At 41.0% G+C, this 23,823-nt stretch carries 25 protein-coding genes; 12 read left to right on the top strand and 13 right to left on the bottom strand.

Translation table 11 applies throughout. The annotated features are described in order from the left end of the window. Positions 1–42 precede the first annotated feature (42 nt). From WKF66_RS02530 to WKF66_RS02550, 5 genes are all read right to left on the bottom strand, one after another. A complete protein-coding gene (locus WKF66_RS02530) occupies positions 43–300 on the bottom strand; it encodes a Txe/YoeB family addiction module toxin (protein WP_489672830.1) in 258 nt (85 codons plus the stop codon). Next, the gene (locus tag WKF66_RS02535; RefSeq protein ID WP_489672831.1) at positions 291–500 is read right to left on the bottom strand and encodes a DUF2683 family protein; all 210 of its coding nucleotides are present in this window, start codon (positions 498–500) and stop codon (positions 291–293) included. The genes WKF66_RS02530 and WKF66_RS02535 overlap by 10 nt, the downstream gene beginning before the upstream one ends. Positions 501–654: 154 nt before the next feature. Further along, complete coding sequence (locus tag WKF66_RS02540; protein WP_489672832.1) at positions 655–1,272, bottom strand: rhomboid family intramembrane serine protease; 618 nt, start codon at positions 1,270–1,272, stop codon at positions 655–657. Next, positions 1,272–3,020 carry a M14 family metallopeptidase gene (locus WKF66_RS02545; RefSeq protein ID WP_489672833.1) on the bottom strand — a complete coding sequence of 583 codons (1,749 nt, stop codon included), beginning with the start codon at positions 3,018–3,020 and terminating at the stop codon, positions 1,272–1,274. The genes WKF66_RS02540 and WKF66_RS02545 overlap by 1 nt, the downstream gene beginning before the upstream one ends. A 3-nt stretch (positions 3,021–3,023) precedes the next feature. Further along, entirely contained in the window at positions 3,024–3,725 is a 702-nt protein-coding gene (locus WKF66_RS02550) for a hypothetical protein (RefSeq protein ID WP_489672834.1), read from the bottom strand. Positions 3,726–3,759: 34 nt separating this feature from the next. On the opposite strand from WKF66_RS02550, the gene pepT reads away from it, so the two are divergent. Next, positions 3,760–5,013 carry a peptidase T gene (gene pepT, locus WKF66_RS02555; RefSeq protein ID WP_489672835.1) on the top strand — a complete coding sequence of 418 codons (1,254 nt, stop codon included), beginning with the start codon at positions 3,760–3,762 and terminating at the stop codon, positions 5,011–5,013. Here the strand turns inward: pepT and WKF66_RS02560 are convergent. Both WKF66_RS02560 and WKF66_RS02565 read right to left on the bottom strand, forming a co-directional pair. Further along, positions 4,991–5,680 (bottom strand): class I SAM-dependent methyltransferase, encoded by a 690-nt coding sequence (locus WKF66_RS02560; RefSeq protein WP_489672836.1) that lies wholly within the window; start codon positions 5,678–5,680, stop codon positions 4,991–4,993. The two genes, pepT and WKF66_RS02560, sit on opposite strands and share 23 nt — an antisense overlap. 34 nt (positions 5,681–5,714) lie before the next feature. After that, positions 5,715–5,921: a YtxH domain-containing protein gene (locus tag WKF66_RS02565; protein WP_489672837.1), complete on the bottom strand. Its 207-nt coding sequence runs from the start codon at positions 5,919–5,921 to the stop codon at positions 5,715–5,717. A 36-nt stretch (positions 5,922–5,957) separates the two neighbouring features. Between WKF66_RS02565 and WKF66_RS02570 the strand changes: the two genes are divergently transcribed. The 10 genes from WKF66_RS02570 (at position 5,958) to WKF66_RS02615 (ending at position 14,457) form a co-directional block, all read left to right on the top strand. Then, the gene (locus tag WKF66_RS02570; protein ID WP_489672838.1) at positions 5,958–6,350 is read left to right on the top strand and encodes a hypothetical protein; all 393 of its coding nucleotides are present in this window, start codon (positions 5,958–5,960) and stop codon (positions 6,348–6,350) included. Between the two features lie 9 nt (positions 6,351–6,359). After that, positions 6,360–7,055, top strand: coding sequence for a DUF2490 domain-containing protein (locus tag WKF66_RS02575; RefSeq protein WP_489672839.1), 696 nt, complete (start codon positions 6,360–6,362; stop codon positions 7,053–7,055). A 402-nt stretch (positions 7,056–7,457) separates the two neighbouring features. Then, positions 7,458–7,901 carry a 50S ribosomal protein L13 gene (rplM, locus tag WKF66_RS02580; protein WP_489672840.1) on the top strand — a complete coding sequence of 148 codons (444 nt, stop codon included), beginning with the start codon at positions 7,458–7,460 and terminating at the stop codon, positions 7,899–7,901. Positions 7,902–7,912: 11 nt separating this feature from the next. Continuing rightward, positions 7,913–8,299 (top strand): 30S ribosomal protein S9, encoded by a 387-nt coding sequence (gene rpsI, locus WKF66_RS02585; protein WP_489672841.1) that lies wholly within the window; start codon positions 7,913–7,915, stop codon positions 8,297–8,299. Positions 8,300–8,317: 18 nt separating this feature from the next. After that, entirely contained in the window at positions 8,318–9,145 is an 828-nt protein-coding gene (gene rpsB, locus WKF66_RS02590; RefSeq protein WP_489672842.1) for a 30S ribosomal protein S2, read from the top strand. A 99-nt stretch (positions 9,146–9,244) separates the two neighbouring features. Continuing rightward, positions 9,245–10,081, top strand: coding sequence for a translation elongation factor Ts (tsf, locus tag WKF66_RS02595; protein ID WP_489672843.1), 837 nt, complete (start codon positions 9,245–9,247; stop codon positions 10,079–10,081). Between the two features lie 72 nt (positions 10,082–10,153). Further along, on the top strand, positions 10,154–11,275 hold the full coding sequence (nagA, locus tag WKF66_RS02600; RefSeq protein WP_489672844.1) for an N-acetylglucosamine-6-phosphate deacetylase: 1,122 nt from the start codon (positions 10,154–10,156) through the stop codon (positions 11,273–11,275). A gap of 23 nt (positions 11,276–11,298) precedes the next feature. Further along, positions 11,299–12,003, top strand: a complete 705-nt coding sequence (gene pyrH / locus WKF66_RS02605) for a UMP kinase (RefSeq protein WP_489672845.1) — start codon at positions 11,299–11,301, stop codon at positions 12,001–12,003. Positions 12,004–12,024: 21 nt separating this feature from the next. Continuing rightward, a complete protein-coding gene (gene frr, locus WKF66_RS02610; protein WP_489672846.1) occupies positions 12,025–12,588 on the top strand; it encodes a ribosome recycling factor in 564 nt (187 codons plus the stop codon). Between the two features lie 120 nt (positions 12,589–12,708). Continuing rightward, positions 12,709–14,457, top strand: a complete 1,749-nt coding sequence (locus WKF66_RS02615) for an ABC transporter ATP-binding protein (RefSeq protein ID WP_489672847.1) — start codon at positions 12,709–12,711, stop codon at positions 14,455–14,457. On the opposite strand, the gene WKF66_RS02620 is transcribed toward WKF66_RS02615, so the two are convergent. From WKF66_RS02620 to WKF66_RS02645, 6 genes are all read right to left on the bottom strand, one after another. After that, positions 14,454–15,731: an MFS transporter gene (locus WKF66_RS02620; RefSeq protein WP_489672848.1), complete on the bottom strand. Its 1,278-nt coding sequence runs from the start codon at positions 15,729–15,731 to the stop codon at positions 14,454–14,456. The genes WKF66_RS02615 and WKF66_RS02620 overlap by 4 nt on opposite strands. Before the next feature lie 54 nt (positions 15,732–15,785). After that, positions 15,786–16,421: a thiamine phosphate synthase gene (locus tag WKF66_RS02625; protein WP_489672849.1), complete on the bottom strand. Its 636-nt coding sequence runs from the start codon at positions 16,419–16,421 to the stop codon at positions 15,786–15,788. A gap of 2 nt (positions 16,422–16,423) precedes the next feature. Continuing rightward, positions 16,424–18,877, bottom strand: coding sequence for a TonB-dependent receptor (locus WKF66_RS02630; RefSeq protein ID WP_489672850.1), 2,454 nt, complete (start codon positions 18,875–18,877; stop codon positions 16,424–16,426). A 197-nt stretch (positions 18,878–19,074) separates the two neighbouring features. Continuing rightward, positions 19,075–19,596 (bottom strand): AAA family ATPase, encoded by a 522-nt coding sequence (locus WKF66_RS02635; protein WP_489672851.1) that lies wholly within the window; start codon positions 19,594–19,596, stop codon positions 19,075–19,077. Continuing rightward, on the bottom strand, positions 19,580–20,194 hold the full coding sequence (pnuC, locus tag WKF66_RS02640; protein WP_489672852.1) for a nicotinamide riboside transporter PnuC: 615 nt from the start codon (positions 20,192–20,194) through the stop codon (positions 19,580–19,582). Before pnuC ends, WKF66_RS02635 begins: the two co-directional genes overlap by 17 nt. A gap of 67 nt (positions 20,195–20,261) precedes the next feature. After that, the gene (locus WKF66_RS02645) at positions 20,262–20,855 is read right to left on the bottom strand and encodes a hypothetical protein (protein ID WP_489672853.1); all 594 of its coding nucleotides are present in this window, start codon (positions 20,853–20,855) and stop codon (positions 20,262–20,264) included. Positions 20,856–21,004: 149 nt separating this feature from the next. On the opposite strand from WKF66_RS02645, the gene carB reads away from it, so the two are divergent. Continuing rightward, positions 21,005–23,821, top strand: a complete 2,817-nt coding sequence (gene carB / locus WKF66_RS02650) for a carbamoyl-phosphate synthase large subunit (protein WP_489672854.1) — start codon at positions 21,005–21,007, stop codon at positions 23,819–23,821. Positions 23,822–23,823: the final 2 nt, after the last annotated feature.

The following is a 23,823-nucleotide window of genomic DNA, read 5'->3' on the forward strand; positions in this document are numbered from 1 at the left end:
TACTGCCGGTACGTTTGGACAAGAAACCTTTATAAGAGAATACTAATAGTGACCTTTTAATGAATGCACGACAATTACATGTTCGGTAATTTCATAAATTAAACGATGTTCCGTGTTAATTCTTCTTGACCATAAACCAGTTAATTCATGTTTTAGTTGTTCTGGCTTGCCGATGCCCTCATATGGGTTTTCCTCAATGGCCTTGAGAAGTTGGACAACTTTCTTCAGTATGCTTTTGTTTCCGGATTTAAGAAAGAGCTTCAGGTGCTGGTCTGCAATTTCTGTGAAATCTATTTGCACGGTTTTGTCAGCTCGTCATGTGTGTAACGAATGACCTTGCCTTGTTTTGCCTGTGCTTGACTTTCTTTGATTTCCGCTACGAATTCCGGCTTATAAGGACTTTCTTCTTCTTTTTTGAAAGCGACATTCAACGCTTTTAAAATCGCTTTAACGGCGACAAGTTCTTTTTTATTTTTAGGATGTACTATTAATGTTTCCATATACAAAATTACAATTTAAACCTGGGCTTAAAACTCTTCTACTTTACTGGTCTTCAAATCGTTTACCGCAAAAGTCGTGCGAAGCCTATAAGAGACGAATTCTGAAAGCATTTGCTGAATAAGAAAGGTAAAACCTTTCTTATTCAGCACTTCATTAGCCAATCTTGTTCGCAACTTGCTCAATGAAATAAGGTAATACTCCTGGCATTAACAGTACCGTAAGGATCATGCCTGATAAAGCGCCATACATATGCGCATCATGATTGATGTTATCCCTCGATTGTTTAGATGCATAAGCGCAATAAACCAGATATAGCGGGCCAAATGCAACTGCCCAGATGCCAAACGGAATGGGCATAATGTACATCTTCGAGAAAGGCTGGAATAGGATGAAGCTGAAAATAACGGCACTCACAGCACCAGAAGCACCAAGGCTGTTGTACCACAAATCGTTCTTGTGTCTAAAAACGGTTGGAAGGTCGCTCAACACTAAGCTCACGAAATACAGGATCGCAAAATTAACAGAGCCAATCATTCTTTCTAAAGCAAAGCCAAATGAGAAGAATGTTATCATATTAAAGATCAGATGCATCCAATCTGCATGTATAAAACCACTTGTAATCAGCGTGTAGATCTTGTGCTTGCGGTAAACATTGTAGGGACTAAGGATGAATTTGCCCATTACGCTATTGTCGTTAAAGGCATAGATACTCGTAACTATGGTAAAAATTAGAATGAATGAGGCTACTGGCGTGTTGTTAATAAAATCCATTAGTTAAGGGTTAGTTTGACGTCCTGCAGCATACGTGCAAAAGGGTATCGGGTGTAAGTCTTCTCGAAGTATGCGGAATTTTTATAGACAAAGTCCAGCTGCGCTTCAGCACTCTTCACAAGTTCCGGGTTTTTGGCTTTTTCTTCGTCCAGCTTTTTCTTTAATGAAGGCTCCTTCTTCAATAATTCTGCTGCTGTGTCTTCAAATACATAGGCAGAAAAGTGTTCTTTCATAGTCAACATAGAGTCAAAAAAGTTCCAGTTAAAAAACGAATCCATTGCTTGGGGCTCCAGCGTTTCAACAATGTATCTGTTTGTGGGTTGGTTTACGTAAACCACAAAGTCTCCTTTATAATATTGGAGTGCTTCTTTTTTCGGACTAAGTTTAACTCCTGAGTGCAGGTAATGGCCTTCATAAGGCCTGTTGCCAGTTTTATAATCGGTAATATAATAAGATTCAGCTTCAATCTGCTGGTCGGCAGACAGGGTCGAAACTTTAACATTGTTTAGCTTTAACAGCTCAATAACTTTCGACCAGGCTTGCGGAATAATATAGGCCATCGGTTTACTAACCGTAGTGGAAGCGTCGAAGGTGTTCCAGTATTTTATAGGTTTGGTGTATGGCTCGTTTCTATCATAGTATAGCCTGTCAAGACCGCTTACTTCACTTGGTTTGTACTTTGCTGCATAACCTTTGAAATCGAAAGTCTCAAAAACTGTATTATTTAGTTTCCAATCCACAGCAAAATCCTGCTGCGAAGCTACCTGCGCATCTGCTTTTTTCTTGTTTTCGCCAATGACTTTCGCATCCCGTTCAACAATGCCAATATAGATCTGCAATAGCTTATAAGTAGCATCCACCCGCTTGTCATAGGCCTTGAGCATGTGCGTTTCAGGCATAAAGCCAATGGCATTGTGCAGGGTTGCGTAGCCCGTAGAGTATCGTGGTGACTCGAGAAAACCGGTAATTCCTGCATCAGGAGTTTCCTCAACAGAATTAACATATGGTGTCATCTCATACCCTACTGCCGCCATCTCACTATACAGCGAGGGCAACATTTTAGCATTTAAGTACTGAGACAAAACAGGGTTCATTTTATCCTTATGTGTTGGAATCAATGTCATGGTGTACTGATAATCTGCACCATTACTGGTATGCGTATCTACAAAGATCTCAGGCTGCCAGGTATTGAATAGTTGCTGAAAAGCAAGAGAGTTCTTGGAGTCTGATTTAATAAAATCCCTGTTCAAATCGTAGTTTTTACTATTTCCTCTGAAGCCATAGGCCAGCGGACCGTTTTGATTAGCTCGGGAAGTGCTGGTTCGGTTAAGGCTTCCGTCTATATTGTAAATGGGAATGATGCAGATCACCACATCCTTGGGTAATAAATCCCCTTTCAACAGGTCTCTCGCCAGCATCATACTGGCGTCAATCCCCTCCGGTTCTCCGGGATGGATGCCGTTATTGATCAGCAACACTCTCTTATCCGCTTTCTTTACCGCTAAAGGATCGAATATTTTATCTCTGGAGAGCACCACAAGATGCAGCGGCTTTCCAAAATCAGTACTCCCATAAGTCAGTAATTTTGCTTGTGGGTAGTGCTTCGCAAGCGACGTGTAGTGTGCTATTGCCTGATCATAGGTTGCAGTCTCTTTTTTGCCGCTGGTTTCATACGGAGTTACCTGTGCTGAAGTTTCAATTGCCATTAGCAACAATAATAAGGTAGTTAAACGTTTCATTGCATTCATGCGCTAAAAATGGCTTTTTTGGGATATACCCACTGGACCAAAGTGGTACTTAATGCCAACGCTATAGTAATTATAAATGTCTGGATTGCTGTTTTTAAACTTAACAGGTGAGTCATCATAACCGTCGAGGCCCTCACCAATAGTAATGTTTGTTTGAAGATTGACGTTGAGCGCTAGTCTTGGAAACCCGGCGTAACTCTTGAAATAAACGTTTAGGCCTAGATTGAATGGGAAAACAATATCGTTTGAATACTCTTTAATCGGGAACTTATACCCCGTACTTTCCTGAATTTTTGCAATGCTTTTAATATTGTTATGAATTATACCCGCCCCTGCACCTATATATAAGTCTTTTGCAAAATTAGAAAAGGAATTCCTGTCGTAATCAATAAGTGCACCCAATGCCAACTTCGCATTAAGAGTAGCAGCCGTGTATGAATTTAAGAATTGTCGCTCGTGAGGATCAGTTTGTACGCTGCCTCCTACAATCTGTCCTCTTTGCAGTTCGCCACCTAGGCTCATGAAGGGGGTGAAATGGTAATCCAGCGTTCCATATCCTGCAAGATCGAAGTCATGTTTCTGTACATCCGTAAAAGAATGGGTATATCCAAGTCCAGCCCCCACACTTAATTTATAAAAGTTGGACTGGGCAAAGACGTTCATGCAAAGCAATAAGGCAATAACGGTAGTGCTAAGTATTTTCATGGATTTTTATATAACTTTGCGTTTTTACAAGACTATGCTAAATTATCAAAATAAAACTAATTCCCTCCAAACGCGCTTTATAAAGTATGTTCAGATTGATACCCAATCTGACCCGCTATCCGCTACTATCCCATCCACGGCCAAACAGAAGGATCTAGGAAAAGTTTTGGTAGAAGAGCTTCTGGCCATGGGGATTGCCGATGCGCATCTTGATGAGTACGGCTATGTATATGCTACTATTCCATCTAATACCGCTAAAAACGTCCCTGTAATCTGCTTCTGTTCACACATGGATACCTCACCAGATTGTAGCGGACAAGGTGTAAAGCCGATCATCCATGCAAATTATCAGGGACAAGATCTGATATTGCCGGATGACAATACCATTGTTTTGAAAATGAAAGCGCATCCTGACCTTAAAGATCAGATTGGAAACGATATTATTACTGCCAGTGGCACTACACTTTTAGGGGCAGACAACAAGTCTGGCCTTACTGAAATTATGGAAGCCGCTGATTTCCTTATAGCGAATCAGGAAGTAAAACACGGGACTATAAAAATTCTTTTTACTCCTGATGAGGAAATCGGAAGGGGAGTAGACAAGGTGGATATAGACAAGTTAGGTGCTGCTTTCGCCTACACCGTTGATGGGGAGACCTTAGGCTCTATTGAGAATGAAACCTTCTCGGCAGATGGAGCTGTGTTAACCATAAATGGAGTAAGCACGCACCCAGGTTTTGCAAAAGACAAGATGGAAAGTGCCATTAAAATCTTATCAGACGTCATCAGCGCTTTGCCTACGGATTGCCTTTCTCCGGAGTCAACCGAAGATAAAGAAGGTTTCATTCACCCTGTAAGTTTTTCTGGAACTGTAGAACAGGCAGAAGCCAGATTTATTATCAGGGCGTTTGATGACGATCAATTACAAGCGAATGCTGAATTCTTAGACGCTACAGTGCAGAACATCATTGAAGATTTCCCGAATTCAACTTATGAGCTCAAGGTGACTGAGCAGTATAGAAACATGAAAAAGGTGCTTGATCAACATCCCCAGATTATGGAGATTGGCGTCGAGGCAATAGAGCGTGCCGGTATCACCGCAAAACGCCAAAGTATCCGCGGAGGAACCGATGGCTCCAGGTTGTCATTTATGGGATTACCTTGTCCAAACATATTTGCTGGAGAGCATGCATTTCATGGGAAACAAGAATGGGCTTCAGTGCAAGACATGGAAAAGGCTGTTCAAACCATTATCAATATCGCCGTTATTTGGGAAGAGAGAGCTTAGCCAGATACTGATCCTGATCGTCTTCAAAAACGATTTCAGCTATCCAGCCTTGCTTTTTAGCAAGGCTTTTTAAGGTCTCCTGATCCACATATATCCATTTGAACCAATCTCCTTTGACCTTTTTATATTCATATCTAAAGGTAACTTCGCCGTAATATCCCTTCAATGGAACGGATATCTCTTGATAGAGATAGGAAAGGTCTGAGCTATCGAAAACGAGTTGTCCACCTGGATTAAGCAAGGTTTTAACGCTTTGTAAAAAATTACTAAGACCGTCGATAGATCCTGTTAACCCAATGCCATTCATCATAAAAAGCAGCGTATCAAACGTTTCATCGTGATATTTAATGATGTCTGCCTGAACGGCCTTATTAAGCCCCCGCTGCTTCATGATATTAACCGCAGACGCAGATATATCCATGCCGGTAACGTCAAATCCTCTGTTTTGTAACACTAGAGCATGACTACCTACACCTGCGCCGACATCAAGGACCTTTCCTTTACACAATTCCAAAGCTTTCAGTTCAAGATCAGGCATGTCCTGTTCTTCGCGGAAATAAATTTCAACCGGCATCTCTTCTGGCACATCATATGAATTATGTACCCACAGTGTTTCTGAAGGGGGCTTGGAAAAATAATCTTTTAACGCTTCACCGAAAACATCCATTGGACAAAGATAAAGCGATTTTAACGGAACCGACTTATGCTTTTAAGCCTGAAATCGAATCTTTGACTTTATCAGATACATCTGATAACGTTTCTTTAGAAGAATCTAACAAAACGCTAAACCAATCTGTAACCTTTTCTTTTAAATCTCCTTCTTTATCTGAAGATAAAATTACTGCTATGGCAACACCTAGTGCCGCTCCCGCTAATATTCCTGCAATTAATTTCGTTTCTTTTGTCATGGGATTTCTATTTATGTAAGTAAAACAAGATAGGCAATGAATAGTTTGTTTATGACTATATTTAATGGAATGGTAAAGAAATTGTCCTACCTAAATATTGCTTTTGCAATTGGTTACTTCGTCCTGTTTCTGCTAAACAGCACCTCTTTCGCGATGGTTGGAATATTGGTAGTCATTATTTTCAATGCAGTGGTATTGAAGCACCTGGAAAAGGAAGAGCCTTTCAAAAGCATTCATTTTGTTATAGGAGCGACTAACATTTTCTTCGCTGGATTTATGACGCTTTGGGTCAGTCACATTACCTTATCATCCATTAACCACCATTATTTTGGGAATAGCTGGTTTTATATCGGCGTCACCTCTTGCTTCATTATTAGTATCTTCACGCATTTTATTCTAGTGATTCGCAAAAGCAGAGTGACCAATTAATAAACTTCTATGAGCAAAATTTTAGCAATTCTCTTTATACTATTCGTTTGTAATAGCACCTTAAAATCACAGACTGTTCATCAGAATACGGGCTGGCTTTTTTTGATGAATAGTACAAAGTTCAATGATAAATGGGGAGCACATTTCGATTTACAGGTAAGGTCTTCAGATGAATTTCAAAGTGTGCGGAATCTGTTAATCAGACCTGGTGTAACGTACTTCTTTAACAGCAGCAATAACCTCACACTGGGATATTTGTTTACGCAGACCTATACTCCAGGAGCGACGCCTATTACAGAAAACCGAGCCTGGGAACAATTCATTCACACCCATAAGATTAAAAGTGTTAATGTGAGCCATCGTTTTAGGTTGGAGCAGCGTTTTATAGAGAAGATCGCTGCAGATGACGTCTTTGCTCAAAGACTTCGCTATTTTGTGAGATTTCTTATTCCGTTAAAGAGGGACGCAAAGGTGTTTGAAAAAGGATTCTTTGGAGCTGTGCAAAATGAAGTGTTTTTTAACATTCAGAACAAAGACGTGATCAATAATAATCTTTTTGATCAAAATAGGGCCTACCTTGCTTTGGGCTACAGGCTTCAGAAGAAGATTGACATTGAAGCCGGATATATGAATCAGGCGGTGAAAGGGCTAAGCGGACATACTAATAATAATATCTTGCAAGTTGCGGTCTATACACGATTCTAAGCCGGCCTTTTAATAGTAGAACCAACTACCTGGTTGATCATTATGTCGTGCTAATTGTTTAAATTGCCTAAAAATTATCTCACACTTAACTGTTGGTTTAGAGTAAGCCTAGATGTGTTCGCTTTTAACAGGGAGTTGACAGGGACATAACAGGGAGGTGACAGGGACTTAACAGGGACGTTTTGCCTGTCAACTCCCTGTTAACTGTGAGTTATCTCCCATTTAGATCTCTGTTACTTCAAAGCCATAGCCAAGGTTCTTCTGAATGAAGGGTGAGAATAGCATGAAATAATCCGTAAGATTAATTCACCAACTGTTTGACAATTACAGATTTTACACTATCTTTGCAGTCCCTAAAAATATGGGGAATAAATAATTGTTTAACAAATTAAATACAAGCAAGTGAATACGTTAAGTTACAAAACTGTCTCTGCCAATGCAAAAACTGTTAACAAACAGTGGGTTGTTGTTGACGCACAAGGCGAGATTTTGGGGCGCTTGTCATCGAAGATCGCAATGATCATCCGTGGTAAAAACAAGCCTGAGTACACCCCACACGTAGACTGCGGCGATAATGTGATCGTTATCAATGCAGAAAAGATTAAGTTGACCGGAAACAAATTCGCAGAGAAGATCTATACTTCTTACACGGGTTACCCAGGTGGTCAGCGTTTCATTTCTCCTAAAGAGTTAATGGCTAAACATCCAAAACGTGTTATCGAGAAAGCGGTACGTGGTATGTTACCTAAAACTAAACTTGGTGCTAAATTATACACCAACCTTTATGTTTATGCAGGTACAGAACATCCTCATGCAGCACAATCACCCAAAACCATTACACTTTAATTAAAGAAGAAATGTCAGTTACTAATACTTCAGGAAGAAGAAAGACTGCTGTTGCTCGTATCTATTTAAAAGAAGGCAGCGGCGTCATTACCGTTAACGGTAAAGATCACAAAGAATATTTCCCTACTCTACCATTACAATACATCGTTAATCAATCATTTACAGTTTCTGAATTGGTTGGTCAGTATGATGTTAAAGTAAACGTAGCAGGTGGTGGAATAACAGGACAAGCGCAAGCGGTTCGTTTAGCTATTGCTAAAGCTATTGTTGAATTAGATGCTGAGAAAAAACCAGCATTACGCGCTAAAGGGTTAATGACCCGTGATATGCGTATGGTTGAGCGTAAGAAACCAGGACGCAAGAAAGCACGTAAGAAATTCCAATTCAGTAAACGTTAATCTTAAGGAGACAAAACAATGGCAAGAACTACATATCAAGACTTATTGGATGCAGGTGTACACTTTGGTCACCTTACCCGTAAATGGAACCCAAAAATGGCGCCTTACATATTCATGGAGCGCAATGGTATCCACATTATAGATTTAAATAAAACTTTAACTAAAACTGAAGAAGCTGCTTCAGCGATCAAACAAATCGTAAAATCTGGTCGTAAGATCTTATTTGTAGCGACTAAGAAACAAGCTAAAGAAATCGTTGCTGAGCAAGCTAAAAAAGTAAACATGCCTTTCGTAACTGAACGTTGGTTAGGTGGTATGTTAACTAACTTTGCTACTGTACGTAAGTCAATCAAAAAGATGGTTACCATCGATAAGATGACTAAAGACGGTACTTATTCGATCCTTTCTAAAAAGGAACGTTTGATGATCCAACGTGAGCGTATCAAATTGGAAAGCTTATTAGGTGGTATCGCGGATCTTAACCGTTTACCAGCTGCTATCTTTTTAATTGACGTTAAAAAAGAACACATCGCTGTTAGTGAGGCGTTGAAATTGAACATCCCGACTTTCGCGATGGTTGATACCAACTCTGATCCTTCAAACATCGACTTCCCAATTCCAGCGAATGATGATGCTACTAAATCAATCTCTTTAATTACTGATGTGATCATCAAAGCAATTGAAGAAGGTTTAGACGAGCGTAAACGTGAGAAAGACGAAGAAACTGAAAAAGAAGCTGTAGCTGCTAAAGCTGCTGCTGATGCTCCTGACGCTGCTGCTCCAGGTGCAAGAAGAAGAAAAGTTGAGGCTGATACCACAGAAGAAGGTACTAGCGAAGAAGCTTAAAATAGTATAATTTGGGTTGTATGGTGCGTTGCAGGGTTTACTTACAACAATACTGTACAACCCATAATTTTTAAATCATAACTTAAAAACAAAACTAAGATGTCAGTACAAATTACTGCTGCAGATGTAAATAAATTACGCCAACAAACCGGTGCCGGTATGATGGACTGCAAAAAAGCATTAGTGGAAGCAAACGGAGACTTTGAAGCAGCCGTTGATTATTTACGTAAAAAAGGCGCTAAAGTAGCAGCTTCTCGTCAGGATCGTGATTCTAACGAAGGTGTTGTTATCGCTAAAGCAACTGCTGACGGCAAACGTGGTGTTGTTGTTGAGTTGAACTGTGAGACTGACTTTGTTGCAAAAAATGCTGATTTCGTTGCTTTGGCTAACAAATTTACTGATTTAGCGATCGATAAAAACCCAGCCTCTTTAGAAGAGCTTTTGGCTTTAGAGATTGATGGTCAGACTGTATCTGAGATTATCGTTGAGAACACTGGTAAAATCGGTGAGAAAATCGGTATCTCTAAATTCGAAACTGTTTCTGGAGAGAAAGTTGTTCCTTACATCCACAGTAACTACCGTTTAGGTGTATTGGTTGCTTTAAACCAAGCTGTTGCTGGTGTTGATGAAGCAGGTAAAGATGTTGCAATGCAAATTGCTGCAATGAACCCAGTTGCTTTAGATAAAGACGGTGTTGATGCGACTACTATTGAGCGTGAAACTGAAATTGCTAAAGAGCAAATCCGTGCTGAAGGTAAACCAGAGGCAATGATCGAGAAAATTGCTGCAGGTAAATTGAATAAATTCTACAAAGACAGTACTTTGTTAAACCAGGAATTCGTTAAAGATTCTTCGAAAGATGTTCGTAAATTCTTGGATGATACTGCTAAAGGTTTAACAGTTACTTCATTCAAACGCGTACAATTAGGATCTTAATCTAAGATTTTAGTACTGTTATAAGGGGTTCCTTGCCATTGGTAAGGAACCTTTTTTGTTATATTTACTTTCATGATCGCGATTGTAAATTGTAAGATTTTTATTGACGGTGCTTTACTGGAGGGTCATGTGATCCTGATTGAAAAGGGCGCCATTGTAAGTGTCGGGAGTATTGTTCCATCTCAGGGTGTTACAATTATCGATGCCAATGGCACTTATGTCACACCTGGGTTGATTGATCTTCAAATCTATGGAAGTGGCGGAAATTTGTTCTCTGCCTTTCCTTCTGCAGAGACCCTGGCTCAAATGGACGATGACCTCCTTAGTAAAGGTACAACAGGTTTTCTTGCTTGTGTGGCCACGAATTCTCCGGAGATCGTGGCACAAGCTGTCGCTGCTGCTAAAGCGTATAGGCAACATGCGAAAGGCTTCCTCGGTCTTCATTTGGAGGGACCTTATTTAAATGCCAAGCGGCGTGGTGCACATGTGGAAGCTTTTATAAAAAAGGCAAGCCTCGAAGAAGTAAAGCAGTTATTAAGCGATGCTGATGGCGTAGTTAAGATGATGACCATCGCCGCAGAACTGCAAGACGACGACGTATTAGATTTTTTGCAGCAACAGGATGTGGTACTGTCACTGGGTCATAGTGATGCGACATGCGAACAAGCGACCAGCGCCTATTCGAGGGGCTTTAGGACCACTACCCATCTTTTTAATGCCATGCCATCAATTCACCATCGAGCTCCGAATCTCCCTGTAGCGGTGTTAAATCATCCTTTTGCAATGGCTAGTATCATCGCAGATGGTAGGCATGTTGATTTCGAAATGGTAAAGCTTAGCCATAGGCTGATGGGAGACCGGTTGTTTTTAATCACCGATGCTGTTACAGAATGCCACATCGGACCTTATCAGCATCAGTTGGACGGAGATAAGTTTATAACACCAGATGGAACGCTTTCTGGTTCAAACATCACGATGCTTAATGCCGTTCAAAACTGTGTTTCACATTGCGGTATTTCCTTGTCAGATGCCTTCAACATGGCATCGAAGAATCCCGCGAGACTTATGGGTTTGAGTAAACAGATAGGCAATTTAAGTGTGGGTAGCTCGGCAAACCTATTGTTTATAGATGCAGAATTACGGTTGAAGAAAGTATTTGTAGCTGGTGCTGAACTTTTGAGCATCAAAAATTAAAACAAATAGCTATTTTTGAGGCCATGAAGTATAAACGGATCCTGTTGAAGTTAAGTGGTGAATCGCTTATGGGCGATAAGCAATACGGAATTGATAATGAGATGGTACGCAAGTACGCAGAAGACATCAAAGCTGTTCATGATAAAGGCCTCGAAATTGCGATAGTAATTGGCGGCGGAAACATTTTCAGAGGTCTGAGTGCAGAGAAATCTGGAATGGATCGTGCCCAGGCCGATTATATGGGGATGCTTGCTACGGTAATCAACAGTATGGCATTGCAGGATGCATTGGAGAAAGTTGGATTGAAAACCAGATTGCTTACTGCTATCAAGATGGAGCAGATCTGTGAACCTTTTATCCGTAGAAGAGCTGTTCGTCACCTTGAAAAAGGACGAATCGTGATTTTTGGAGCAGGAACCGGAAACCCATACTTCACTACCGACTCTGCTGCGGCTTTGCGCGCCATTGAAATAAAAGCAGATGTAGTCTTGAAAGGTACCCGTGTTGACGGTATTTATACCGCTGATCCGGAAAAAGATCCATTAGCAACGAAATATTCAGAGATTTCTTTCAAAGAAGTATACTCAAAAAGCCTGAACGTCATGGACATGACGGCATTTACATTATGCGAAGAGAACAAGTTGCCGATTATAGTGTTCGATATGAACAAGAGCGGAAACTTTATGAAAATCGCTAATGGGGAAGCAATTGGCACTTTAGTTAGATAACACAATATTACAGAATACAGTATGAATGATCTCATAAAGAAACAATTAGAAGATGCACAGGCTGCAATGGATAGAGCTATTGCGCATTGCGAATCTGAGTTAACTAAAATCCGGGCAGGTAAAGCATCTGCGGGAATGCTTGATGGCATCATGGTGGATTATTACGGTAGTGCAACGGCCTTAAGTCAGGTAGCGAGTATCAATACACCTGATGCGCGTACACTTCTCGTCCAACCTTGGGAAAAAGCGTTGTTGGTACCTATCGAGCGTGCAATAATGGAAGCTAACATTGGTATCAATCCGCAAAACGATGGTATCGTGATCAGATTGGTTGTTCCACCATTGACAGAAGAGCGAAGAAAAGATCTCGTGAAGAAAGTAAAGGAAGAAGCAGAGCGAGGCCGTATTACTGTTCGTAACATACGTAAGGATGCCAACGAAAAGATCAAAAAGCTGAAAGGCGAGAGTGTATCTGATGACGAGATTAAAACAGGTGAGGGAGAAGTTCAAAAGATTACCGATGCCTACATTATCAAAGTAGATAAACACTCCGAAGCAAAGGAAAAAGATGTAATGACAGTTTAAGTTATTATAATTTTTAAGTAATTTAAAGGGAATGAAGCGAATGCGTCATTCCCTTTGTTTATTTTCGACCCATCAAACAAGCAATCATCTCCTGATTCATAATAACGGAACACTATTTCAATGAAAATTCTTTACAGCTATCTAAAAAATTATAAGAGCCTGATTTTGTTGGCGCTTTTTCTTGCTGCTATCAACCAGATCTTCTCTTTTTTAGATCCCTATGTGTTCCGTTTAATCATCGATAAATATGTCACAAACTACAAGAACTTTACCACACAAGAGTTCATAAAAGGAGCAGGTGTGCTTATTTTGTTGGCGATGGGTGCGGCTATGGTCTCCAGGATCGCTAAAGCTTTTCAGGATTATTATGTGAATGTAATTACGCAGCGATTAGGTGCAAAGATTTATTCAGATGGTTTAGCGCATTCCCTGGAACTTCCTTATCAGGTGTTTGAAGACCAAAGAAGTGGAGAAACTTTAGGTACGCTTCAAAAGGTGAGAACCGACGTAGAGAAGTTGGTTCAGGCAGTGATCAACGTATTATTTACCAGTTTGATCGGTATCATATTCGTAACTGTGTATGCAATTACAGTGTACTGGTTAATTGCTGTTGTATATTTCTCTTTTATTCCGCTACTTGGAATACTCAGCTCTTTGCTGAGTAAACGAATAAAGACGGTGCAGAAAAGTATTGTCGCCGAAACAACAGCACTAGCAGGTTCGACTACAGAGTCTTTAAGAAATATCGAACTGGTAAAAAGTTTGGGTTTAGCCCAACAGGAAATTGGTCGTTTAAATACAACGACTACAAAGATTCTCGGTTTGGAGCTTAAGAAGGTGAAGTATATAAGAAGCCTCAGCTTTATACAAGGAACCTTTGTAAACCTTTTGAGGAACGGTTTACTCTTTTTAATGATGTACCTGATTTTCTCAGGACGTATCAGTGTTGGAGAGTTCTTCTCTCTATTTATCTATTCCTTCTTTATTTTCGGTCCGCTTCAAGAACTCGGTAACATCATCAATGTATATAGAGAGACAGAGGTGTCTTTGAATAACTTCGAAAGGATCATGTCTATCCCTAAAGATAAAAAGCCTGACCACCCTATTCATGTTGATAAAATCACAAGATTAGAGTTTGATCACGTAGGCTTTAAACACCAGTCGGCCTCAACTAATGCACTTAACGGAATCAGTTTCCATACCAACGTCGGCGAAACCGTAGCTTTTGTAGGGCCATCGGGATCTGGTAAAACGACGCTTGTTAAATTGCTTGTTGGTCTGTATAACGCTAAGTCCGGCGATATTAAATACAACGGCGTGAGCAGTAAGGATATCGACCTTGACTTACTAAGAGAAAAGATCGGCTTTGTTACCCAGGATACACAGCTTTTTTCAGGAACAATCCGGGAAAATCTGCAATTTGTAAGGCCAGGTGCTACCGACGAAGAATGTTTAAGGGTTTTAAATCAAGCGGCTTGTCAGAACCTGTTGGCCCGAGCAGACAAAGGCCTGGATACAGTTATAGGCGAAGGTGGTGTTAAGGTTTCTGGTGGAGAAAAACAGCGTTTATCCATTGCCAGAGCTTTGCTACGTAATCCAGATATTCTTGTTTTTGATGAAGCAACCTCTTCGTTGGATTCATTGACTGAAGAAGAGATTACGGCAACAATAAGAGATGTCTCTGACCTCACAGATCACATTACCATTTTAATTGCGCACAGGTTATCTACAATCCGTCACGCAGACAGGATCTACGTATTGGAAAAAGGGAACGTTATTGAGCAAGGTTCACATGAAGAGCTGGTGACCAGAAACGGGTTGTACTATGCCATGTGGAGACAACAGATTGGTGAACGCGAAAGTGTTTAAGCAGGTTGCTGATCATTAATTTCCTGTAAGCTGAGCTTTGTAAGTTCCTTGGTTTTGAAGTAGGTAATGCCGGCAATAATGATGGTCATGCTTCCGCCAAAAACGACAGCTGGTACCGTTCTCATGAGCTTAGCGGTGAGTCCGGATTCAAAAGCACCTATCTCATTTGAAGAGCCGATGAACATGCTATTCACAGCAGATACGCGACCACGCATCTCATCCGGTGTAAGCAATTGCATAATGGTAGAACGTATGATCACACTAACGCTATCAAATGCGCCTTCCATGAATAGAAATACTAAGGTGAGGTAAAAGCTTTTGGACAATCCATAGCAGATGATACTGGTTCCAAAACCTACTACTGCAATAATCAGATTCCTCCAGGGCTTGTTCATTGGCGAAAAACGGGTCATGACCATCATGGTAATCACAGCACCACTTGATGCGGCGGCACGCATAAAGCCCAGACCTTCTGAGCCTACTTTTAAGATATCATTCGCAAATACAGGTAGCAGTGCCACAGCGCCACCGAAGAATACCGAGAAAAGATCCAGACTCATGGCCCCAAGCATCATTTTGCTTTTGAACACAAACTTTAGACCTTCTGTTAAGCTCGTTGCAATGCTTTGTTTTGGGATGAACGTTGGTTCATGCGCTTTCAAAAAGAAAATGCATACTAAGGCGATGAATATAAAGGTAATGATGATGATATAAGTGACAGTTATGCCAAAGAATGCATAGGTTAAGCCACCTACAAGGGGGCCCGTTATGGATGCCAATTGCCAGCTTGAACTGTTCCATGTGCTGGAATTTGGATAGAGTTTTTTCGGTATGATTTGAGCCATCAAAGAGAAAGTTGCCGGACTAAAAAATCCTCTTGCAATGCCTATTCCAAACACCATCAGGTACATGATTGGAATGATGTAGCTGGTTGGAACATAAGCATGCATCTGCTTGGTTGTGACAATAAGCATCACCAGAGAGCAAAGGAACACACCCGAAAAGATTTTCAATAATAAGCCGCGTTTCTCAGATTTGTCAGCTACGTATCCGCCATATAGCGCCACGCTTATCGCCGGAATCGCCTCGCAAAGACCTACAAAACCCAGGGCAAGCGGGTCTTTTGTTAAATGGTAAATATGAAAACCGATGATTACAGCCTGCATTTGATAGGCAAAAGTGAAGAAAAAACGCATGCCCAGATAAGATCTGAACTCAGGGTAGCGGAGTGCAGCGTAAGGATCTGGCTTTTCGAGGGTATCTTTGTTGTCCAATGCGGTAAAATTTGGGCAAAGGTAAGTTATCAGGAAAAGACTAGGCTAGTTACACTAAAATATTACTTTGTCATAGAAATCAAGGTAAGCGGCTCTCATGTTTTCTGCTTGATTGATTGCAGAAGATGCTGCAATTCCAAAAATGCCCGTTGCCATGAGGTCATCAATATCATTTAGAGTGACACCGCCTACAGCAAGAACAGGTAGCTGAATGTTCCTCTGTTTCAAAATAGTTACTGCGTTTTCATAACCAGTAACACCCAATAACGGCGCGTTGTTAGGTTTGGTTGTGGTTACTTTAAAGGGGCCGAAACCCGCGTAGTCTGCACCCTCTAAGGCAAGTCTAATTAATCCTTCAATGGTATTTGAAGATCCACCGATCGTTGTTGCTTCTCCAAGTTCATCTCTTAGTTTTTGGAAATCAGCATCCATATCTTCGATATGAAAGCCCTGGATATCTGCTTTGCCATTTAAGTGAATGTGATCTGTGACGATCAGGGTAGCTCCCCAGTCGTCACAGAGTTCAGCAATCACATTGATATCTTTTAGCAGCTCATCATCAGATTTGGTTAGGCACCTGTATTGAATCCATTTGGCTCCAGCTTCACAAGCGATTCTTGCCTGATCAATGTGCGAATGTTGTTCAATATCATGGGTGATAAACTGTAGCTTCTCGATGAACTTTTTCATATTTAAAATTTGATGTTGAGCGAAAGTAGGAAATTTGTGCCTGCCTGTGGAAAATAAAAGTTTTCTGCCGTTACAGTTCCCGCGTAGGCGGAGCTGTAGGTGTATCCGTTGCTTTCGTATTGTAAGTCGAACAGGTTGTTTACCAATAAGCCGAGATTGACGTTTCTCAAACCTTTTAAAGCGAAATCGTACCCCAGTCTGGCGTTGTTCACCCAATAGGCATCTAGTTGTCTGCTGCTATTCTGTGTATTGTCCATGTATTGTTTGCTCACATATTTGCTCTGGAAGGCAACGGCAAAGCCTGCAGCTGGCTTGTAGACCAGTTCACCGAATAACACAGACGCTGGAGAGAAGGAGATATCGGGATTCGCATAGTTTGTAGTGATCAGGCTTATTACATCACCATTGTCATCATATTCAGAGACATAGTCTACGTAATCTTTGATCTTGTTTTTGCTGAATGCCGCATTCGCATTAACAGCGAACTTAGTACTGATGATATAGGAGGCATCGAGCTCCAGTCCGGCGCGGTAACTCTTGTCCACATTTTGACGGTACGCATCCGCAAACTCGTTGATCTCGCCAGTAAATATCAATTGATCTTTATAGAACATTCCATAGGCATTTGCACCAAGACTAAAGCTGCTATTGCTAAAACGGTAACCCAGTTCGACGTTATTTAGCCTTTCAGATTTAGGAAGCAAACCCGTTTTGATATTGGTAAAGTCATCTCTGTTGGGTTCTTTATTTGCCACGCTGAAGGAAGTATAAATATTACTTTGTTCATTAAGCGTGTAGGTTGCACCAACTTTAGGGTTGAAGAAATCATATTTATTGTTGAAATCCAGTGCTTTTAGGTTCTTGTCAGTTCCAGTGATGTCATAATTTACGCTTCTATACTGAAGGTCTCCAAAAAGGTTTAGTTTTTCAAAAGGACTGTAATTCACTTTACCGTAAATGTTGAAGTCGTCTTTATTTCCTTTTCCATCATAGTAATGGCGGAAGTTGTCTCCCGCTGACGCATACTCTGCCCAGGTAATCTGTCCGAAATGCTTTCCTCTGTACTCGTTGTAAGCTCCGCCTAATGTAAAGTTTAAGTCTTGATCCGGATTATAGTTCAAGGCAAATGTTGCGCCGTAGAAGTCATTGTCCAACCAGCGTCTGCGCACCAGGTTCGAACGACTTACTGTCTCTCCACCTAGTACAACATTGGGTAAGCCATATTTACTTAACCTGTCCTGAGCTTTATACTCTTCAAAATACCCTTCACCATCTGTATAATGCAGCGCTGCATTGAAAGAGAATTGCTCGGTTAGCTGCTTTGCGTAGATCGCCTGATAATGCGCTTGCTTGTAGTTGTCATTCTGGTCTTTGTATGTGAAGGAATTGTAGGTTCTGCTGTTCGAAGTTAACAAGTGTTGCGCATCAGCCTCTCCTAAATAGTTGCGGTCAATATAAGCTTGCATTTCGGCAGGATCTCCATTCAGCCTGGACTCTGGAACACCGTTCCACGCCTGATATGTCTTTTCAGTACCTGCAAAGATGTTTACTCTGAACAGGTCACTTTTGCCGTGGTAAGCTCCGGACAAAAAGTAGGACTGAAGATCAGAAGCAGCGCGATCAATGAATCCGTCAGACTTCACCCTGGATAAGCGGCCATCGAAGCTCCACCTGTCATTGATCCGGCCTGTTCCAACTTTAACCGTATTTTTCAAGGTATTGAAAGAGCCGAAAGTATTGTTCAATTCTGCGTAGGCATTTTCAGCCGGTGCAGCGGTTTGTATGTTCAAGCTACCGCCAAAGGCACCTGCGCCATTAGTCGATGTACCTACTCCACGTTGGATCTGAATATTATCTACCGAAGAAGCAAAGTCGGGCATATTCACCCAAAAGGTACCCTGACTTTCGCTGTCGTTATATGGGATGCCGTTAATCGTAACGTTTAACCTGCTTGCATCACTTCCTCTGATTCTGATTCCAGTGTAGCCCACGCCCGCACCTGCATCTGAAGTAACTACAACACCCGGTGTATTGTTAAGGATAAATGGCAGATCTTGTCCAAAGTTGTTTTGTTCAATCTCAGCCTTGCCAATGTTCTTGAATGTAGTAGCTGACTTTTCGCCTGCTCTTGTAGCTCTAACGATTACTTCATCAGCCAGGAAGGTAGAAGGTAAGAGTTGTGCATCGAATGTTTGATCAGTTGTAAGGTTAAAGGACCTTTGAATACTTTTATAGCCAACAAAGCTAAATGTTAAAGCGTAGTTGCCGGCTTTTACATCGGTAAACCTGTAGGTTCCATCCGTGTTGGTAATTGTCGATTTGCCGTTAAGCTTAACTGTTGCACCCGGGAGCGCTGTTGAAGATTGATCGGAAACCTTACCCGACACGGAGAATTGAGCTAGTGTAACCAGCGGTAGCATAAACACAGCGAAAACTGTGATCATCAATTTTTTCATTGTTTTTTGTTAAGTAAAACCACTGTAAGTAAGGGGCACTTACAGCCCAGTTAAACTCCATAACCTTGTCCCTACGCCGGCATTATCCGGATCAGGTTTCTATATCCTTTCGAATATAATGGGTATGTTCTCAGCCTGTTTTCGTGTTTTTTACAAAACAAGGCACCCCCTTTTTGATGCAGCAAATGTAGATAATTTTATTTAAAACTATCTACTGCCTTAATTGCATTGGAGAGGCGGTCGTCAATTCCGCCAATAACAGTATAATTTGCATTTAGTGCTTTCAATTCCTGATGCCAGATTTGCATGAAGTGTTCCCGCTTGTGCGGAAATTCTCTTAAAGGATCTTCTTGCCAGGGGAGATCAATATCCATCAAAAGATAAAGGTCATATTTATATTGCGGGAGTGCCTGCAGGACCATTTTAGGTGTTTCGCCAAAAACCTCATCACTCCATATTTTCACCGTGATGAAGGTCGTGTCGCAAAAGATCAGGTCCTGATCAGCGATTGCAAGAATGGAATCTTCCAGAGCAAGTTGGCCATGAAACATGTTTACTTCATCTTGGAGGGTGCAGGGTTCTTTTAATGCAGCACAATAATATCTGGCATATTCCGGAACCCAAAGCGTATGGTAATGCCTGGCAAGTTGCTGGGTAATGGTAGATTTTCCGGTACTCTCCGGACCTACAATAGCTATCTTTTTAATTTGCTTGCTCACGATAAGTTCTTCTCCAATCAAGGTAGCCAACACTCGCTATATAGACATAAAGCGCGTACATAAAGGCTGTTGCATATAAATCTTTTGACACATAGACACCCACATAAATGATGTCAACAAATATCCAGATCAGCCAGTTCTGCAAGACCTTCCGGGCTAAAAAGATCTGTGCGATCAGGCTACAGGCGGTACAAAAGCTGTCGACAAAAGGAAAGGAGGCATCTGTGTTTTTATGCAACAAAAATCCGAGAGCAGCAGTGAAAACGATGATGCCAACTATGGAGAGTACAATCTCCTTTTTTTTGATCATGCTCACCGGTCTTTCTGCTTGCTGGTTGTTTTTGTTTTTACTCCAAAAGTACCACCCGTAAAAGTTCATTGCAAGAAAGTAAACCTGTAGTCCCATGTCTGCATAAAGTTTCGACTCCAAAAAGATAAAGATGTAGATGACCACACTTACTATAGCAATTGGCCAGTTGTAAATGTTATTCTTTGCTGCAAGCCAGACACACAATATTCCTGTAAAAACGCCAAACCATTCGAGCAATCCAGTTTGAATAAAGAATTGCTGAAAGCTTTCATTTATGCTTTGAACCATATCTCAAATGTAATCAACAAGAACCTATTCGCAATAGCTGGCCTTTCATCACACTGGTTTTGTACCTCTATTTTTTAGGCACTGAGGTAAAACTAAGCGAAGTTTTAACACTAACATCTGTAGTGGCATTATTTCTTAGCACATATTCAAGCCTTACGCTAATGCTGCCGCCTTGTATATAGTTGTCAAGGAAACGTGAATTGTCTATATCTAAAACGAGGTCTGAGCCTATATTTGCCTGGACATCAGTTCTTGATGCTACCAGGATTTCTCCACTGCTACCGCTCGATATATAAAGGTTTACGGATTTAAACATTCCCAGACTAGCGCTGGTAGGGTTGTAGGCAGTCAGCTTTGCAGAAGCAATGCGAACATCCTTAATGTAGCTGGTGCCGTTTTGGTTTCCGAATACCTGGTCAATGCTGGTTGCTGATGATTTTGCAGAGGTGGTTGTATTTGCTTTGCCAGAGGCAGGAATAACCAGTGTTGCCGTATAGGGAAGCGTTGATTTTATGATGGACTGAACGGTTGCGCAGCCTGTGATGGCGATGGTGAATGCGATTAACAATGGAACTACTTTTCTCATAGGAGCAGTAATACAAATCTTGTTCCAATAGCGGGAAGCAATTAAGTTTAGGTCCAGGTTTAAAAGTTCTACCATTAATCTAAGCGCCTTTCTTAGTTTTTTAAAATATACCTGATTTGTAATGTTCAAAAGCGTAACTTTGCGTCCCGACAGAAGGGTCGGTGATCGGTACCAGAAGATCAGTACATTCTCACAGGCAATTCTGTTTTTAAATAGATTATTATATGCCAAAAGACACCTCCATACGCTCAGTATTAATTATCGGATCCGGACCCATCATTATTGGTCAGGCTTGTGAATTTGATTATGCTGGATCGCAAGCCGCATTATCGTTAAAGGATGAAGGAATTGAAGTATCCATTATAAATTCCAATCCTGCTACCATCATGACTGACAAGGTCATAGCAGATCATGTTTATCTAAGACCACTTACTGTAGACTCGATTGAGCAGATCTTAATTGAAAGAAAGATCGATGCTGTTTTACCCACTATGGGTGGTCAGACTGCTTTAAATCTTTGTAAAGAGGCAGAAGAACGCGGTGTTTGGGAAAAGTATGGAGTGAGAGTGATTGGCGTTGATGTAGCTGCTATTGAGAAGACAGAAAACAGGGAAGCATTTCGTCAGTTAATGATTGACATAGGTGTTGGTGTAGCCAACTCCAGGATTGCTAATTCATTCCTTGAAGGTAAAGAAGCAGCACAAGAGATCGGATACCCATTAGTCATCCGTCCATCTTACACCCTTGGTGGTTCAGGAGGTGGATTTGTACATAAGAAAGAAGAGTTTGATCATGCCCTGAAACGCGGGTTAGAAGCTTCACCAACCCACGAGGTATTGGTTGAGCAAGCGGTTTTAGGCTGGAAAGAATACGAACTGGAGTTGTTAAGAGACAGCAATGATAACGTTATCATCATTTGCTCTATTGAAAACTTTGACCCAATGGGTATCCATACAGGAGATTCGATAACAGTTGCTCCTGCAATGACACTGTCTGATCGTTGCTATCAGGATATGCGCAACCAGGCGATTAAAATGATGCGTGCTATTGGTAACTTCGCCGGCGGTTGTAATGTTCAGTTCTCCGTTAACCCGGATAACGATGAGATCATCGCCATTGAAATTAACCCCCGTGTTTCCCGTTCATCAGCGCTTGCAAGTAAAGCTACAGGATATCCAATTGCGAAAATAGCTTCTAAGCTAGCCATCGGTTATAACCTGGATGAGATAGAAAATCAGATCACCAAAACAACTTCTGCCTATTTCGAGCCTACAATTGATTATGTGATTGTAAAGGTGCCTAGATGGAACTTTGATAAATTTAAAGGCGCCAACATGGAACTTGGTTTGCAGATGAAATCTGTAGGTGAGGTAATGGCAATTGGGCGTAGTTTTATTGAAGCGCTACAGAAAGCTTGTCAGAGTTTAGAGATTGGCAGAGCTGGCCTTGGTGCTGATGGAAAACACAACAGGAGCATTGATGAAATTATGTACGGCCTGGAGCATGCAAGTTGGAATCGTTTGTTCTTAATTAAAGATGCTATGAGCATGGGTGTTCCTTTAGAGTCGATTCGTAAGGTAACCCGTATAGATAAATGGTTCTTGGCGCAAATTCAAGAGCTTGTAGGATTGGAAACTGAGCTTAAACGCTATTCATTAAATAATGTTCCAAAGGACTTCTTCTTTACCCTTAAACAAAAAGGGTATTCAGATATCCAGATTGCTTACATTTTAGGTAATGTAACGGAAGATGAGGTTTACGATCGCAGAAAAGCGTTGGGAATTAGCAGAGTTTATAAAATGGTAGACACTTGTGCGGCAGAGTTTGCAGCAAAGACGCCATATTACTATTCAACCTTTGAAGAAGAGAATGAGTCCATTCCTACGGATAACAAGAAAATAATCGTTTTAGGCTCTGGCCCTAATCGTATTGGTCAGGGTATTGAATTTGATTACTCTTGTGTTCACGGATTATTAGCTGCCAAGGAAACTGGTTTTGAGGCAATTATGATAAATTGTAATCCAGAGACTGTTTCTACAGATTTTAACATGGCAGATAAGTTATATTTCGAGCCGGTTTTCTGGGAACATGTTAGAGAGATTATAGAGCTTGAAAACCCTATTGGAGTTATTGTACAACTTGGCGGTCAGACTGCTTTGAAGATGGCTGAAAAGCTCCATGAAAGAGGAATCAAGATCATCGGTACGTCGTATAACGATATGGATGTTGCTGAAGACAGAGGTCGCTTCTCTGATCTGTTGAAGGAACTTGATATTCCATATCCAAAATACGGTGTAGCAGAAAACGCAGAAGAGGCGATTATTGTCGCTAAAGAAGTTGGCTATCCCGTGCTTGTCAGACCGAGTTATGTACTTGGCGGACAAGGAATGAGTATTGTAATTAATGATGAGGACCTGGAGAAAGCAGTTGTCAAATTGTTAGGGGATCTTCCTGGAAACAGGGTTTTAATTGATCATTTCTTAGACCGCGCAGAAGAGACTGAGTCTGATTCTATTTGTGATGGTGAAGATGTGCATATCGTTGGTTTAATGGAACATATTGAGCCGGCTGGGATTCACTCAGGCGATTCATTTGCAGTATTGCCTCCATTTAGTTTATCTGATCAGGTGATCGCTGATATGGAAGCGTATTCTAAAAAGATAGCAAGGGCCTTGAATGTAATTGGATTACTGAATATTCAATTTGCTGTTAAAGACGGAAAGGTGTATGTGATTGAGGCTAATCCAAGGGCTTCCAGAACGGTTCCTTTCATCGCCAAAGCATATGATGTTCCTTACATTAATATTGCTGCTAAAGTAATGTTAGGCGTAAACAAGCTTAAAGATTTCAATATCGTCAGAAAGCTGGAAGGTTATGCAATTAAAGAACCAGTATTCTCTTTTGATAAGTTCCCGGAAGTGACCAAAGAGTTAGGCCCTGAAATGAAATCTACAGGAGAGTCAATCAGGTTCATTAAAGATCTGGAAGATCCATACTTTAGGAAATTGTACAAAGACAAGTCGATGTATTTATCGAAATAGTT

This window comes from Pedobacter sp., assembly GCF_037719805.1.
Classification (GTDB): domain Bacteria; phylum Bacteroidota; class Bacteroidia; order Sphingobacteriales; family Sphingobacteriaceae; genus Pedobacter.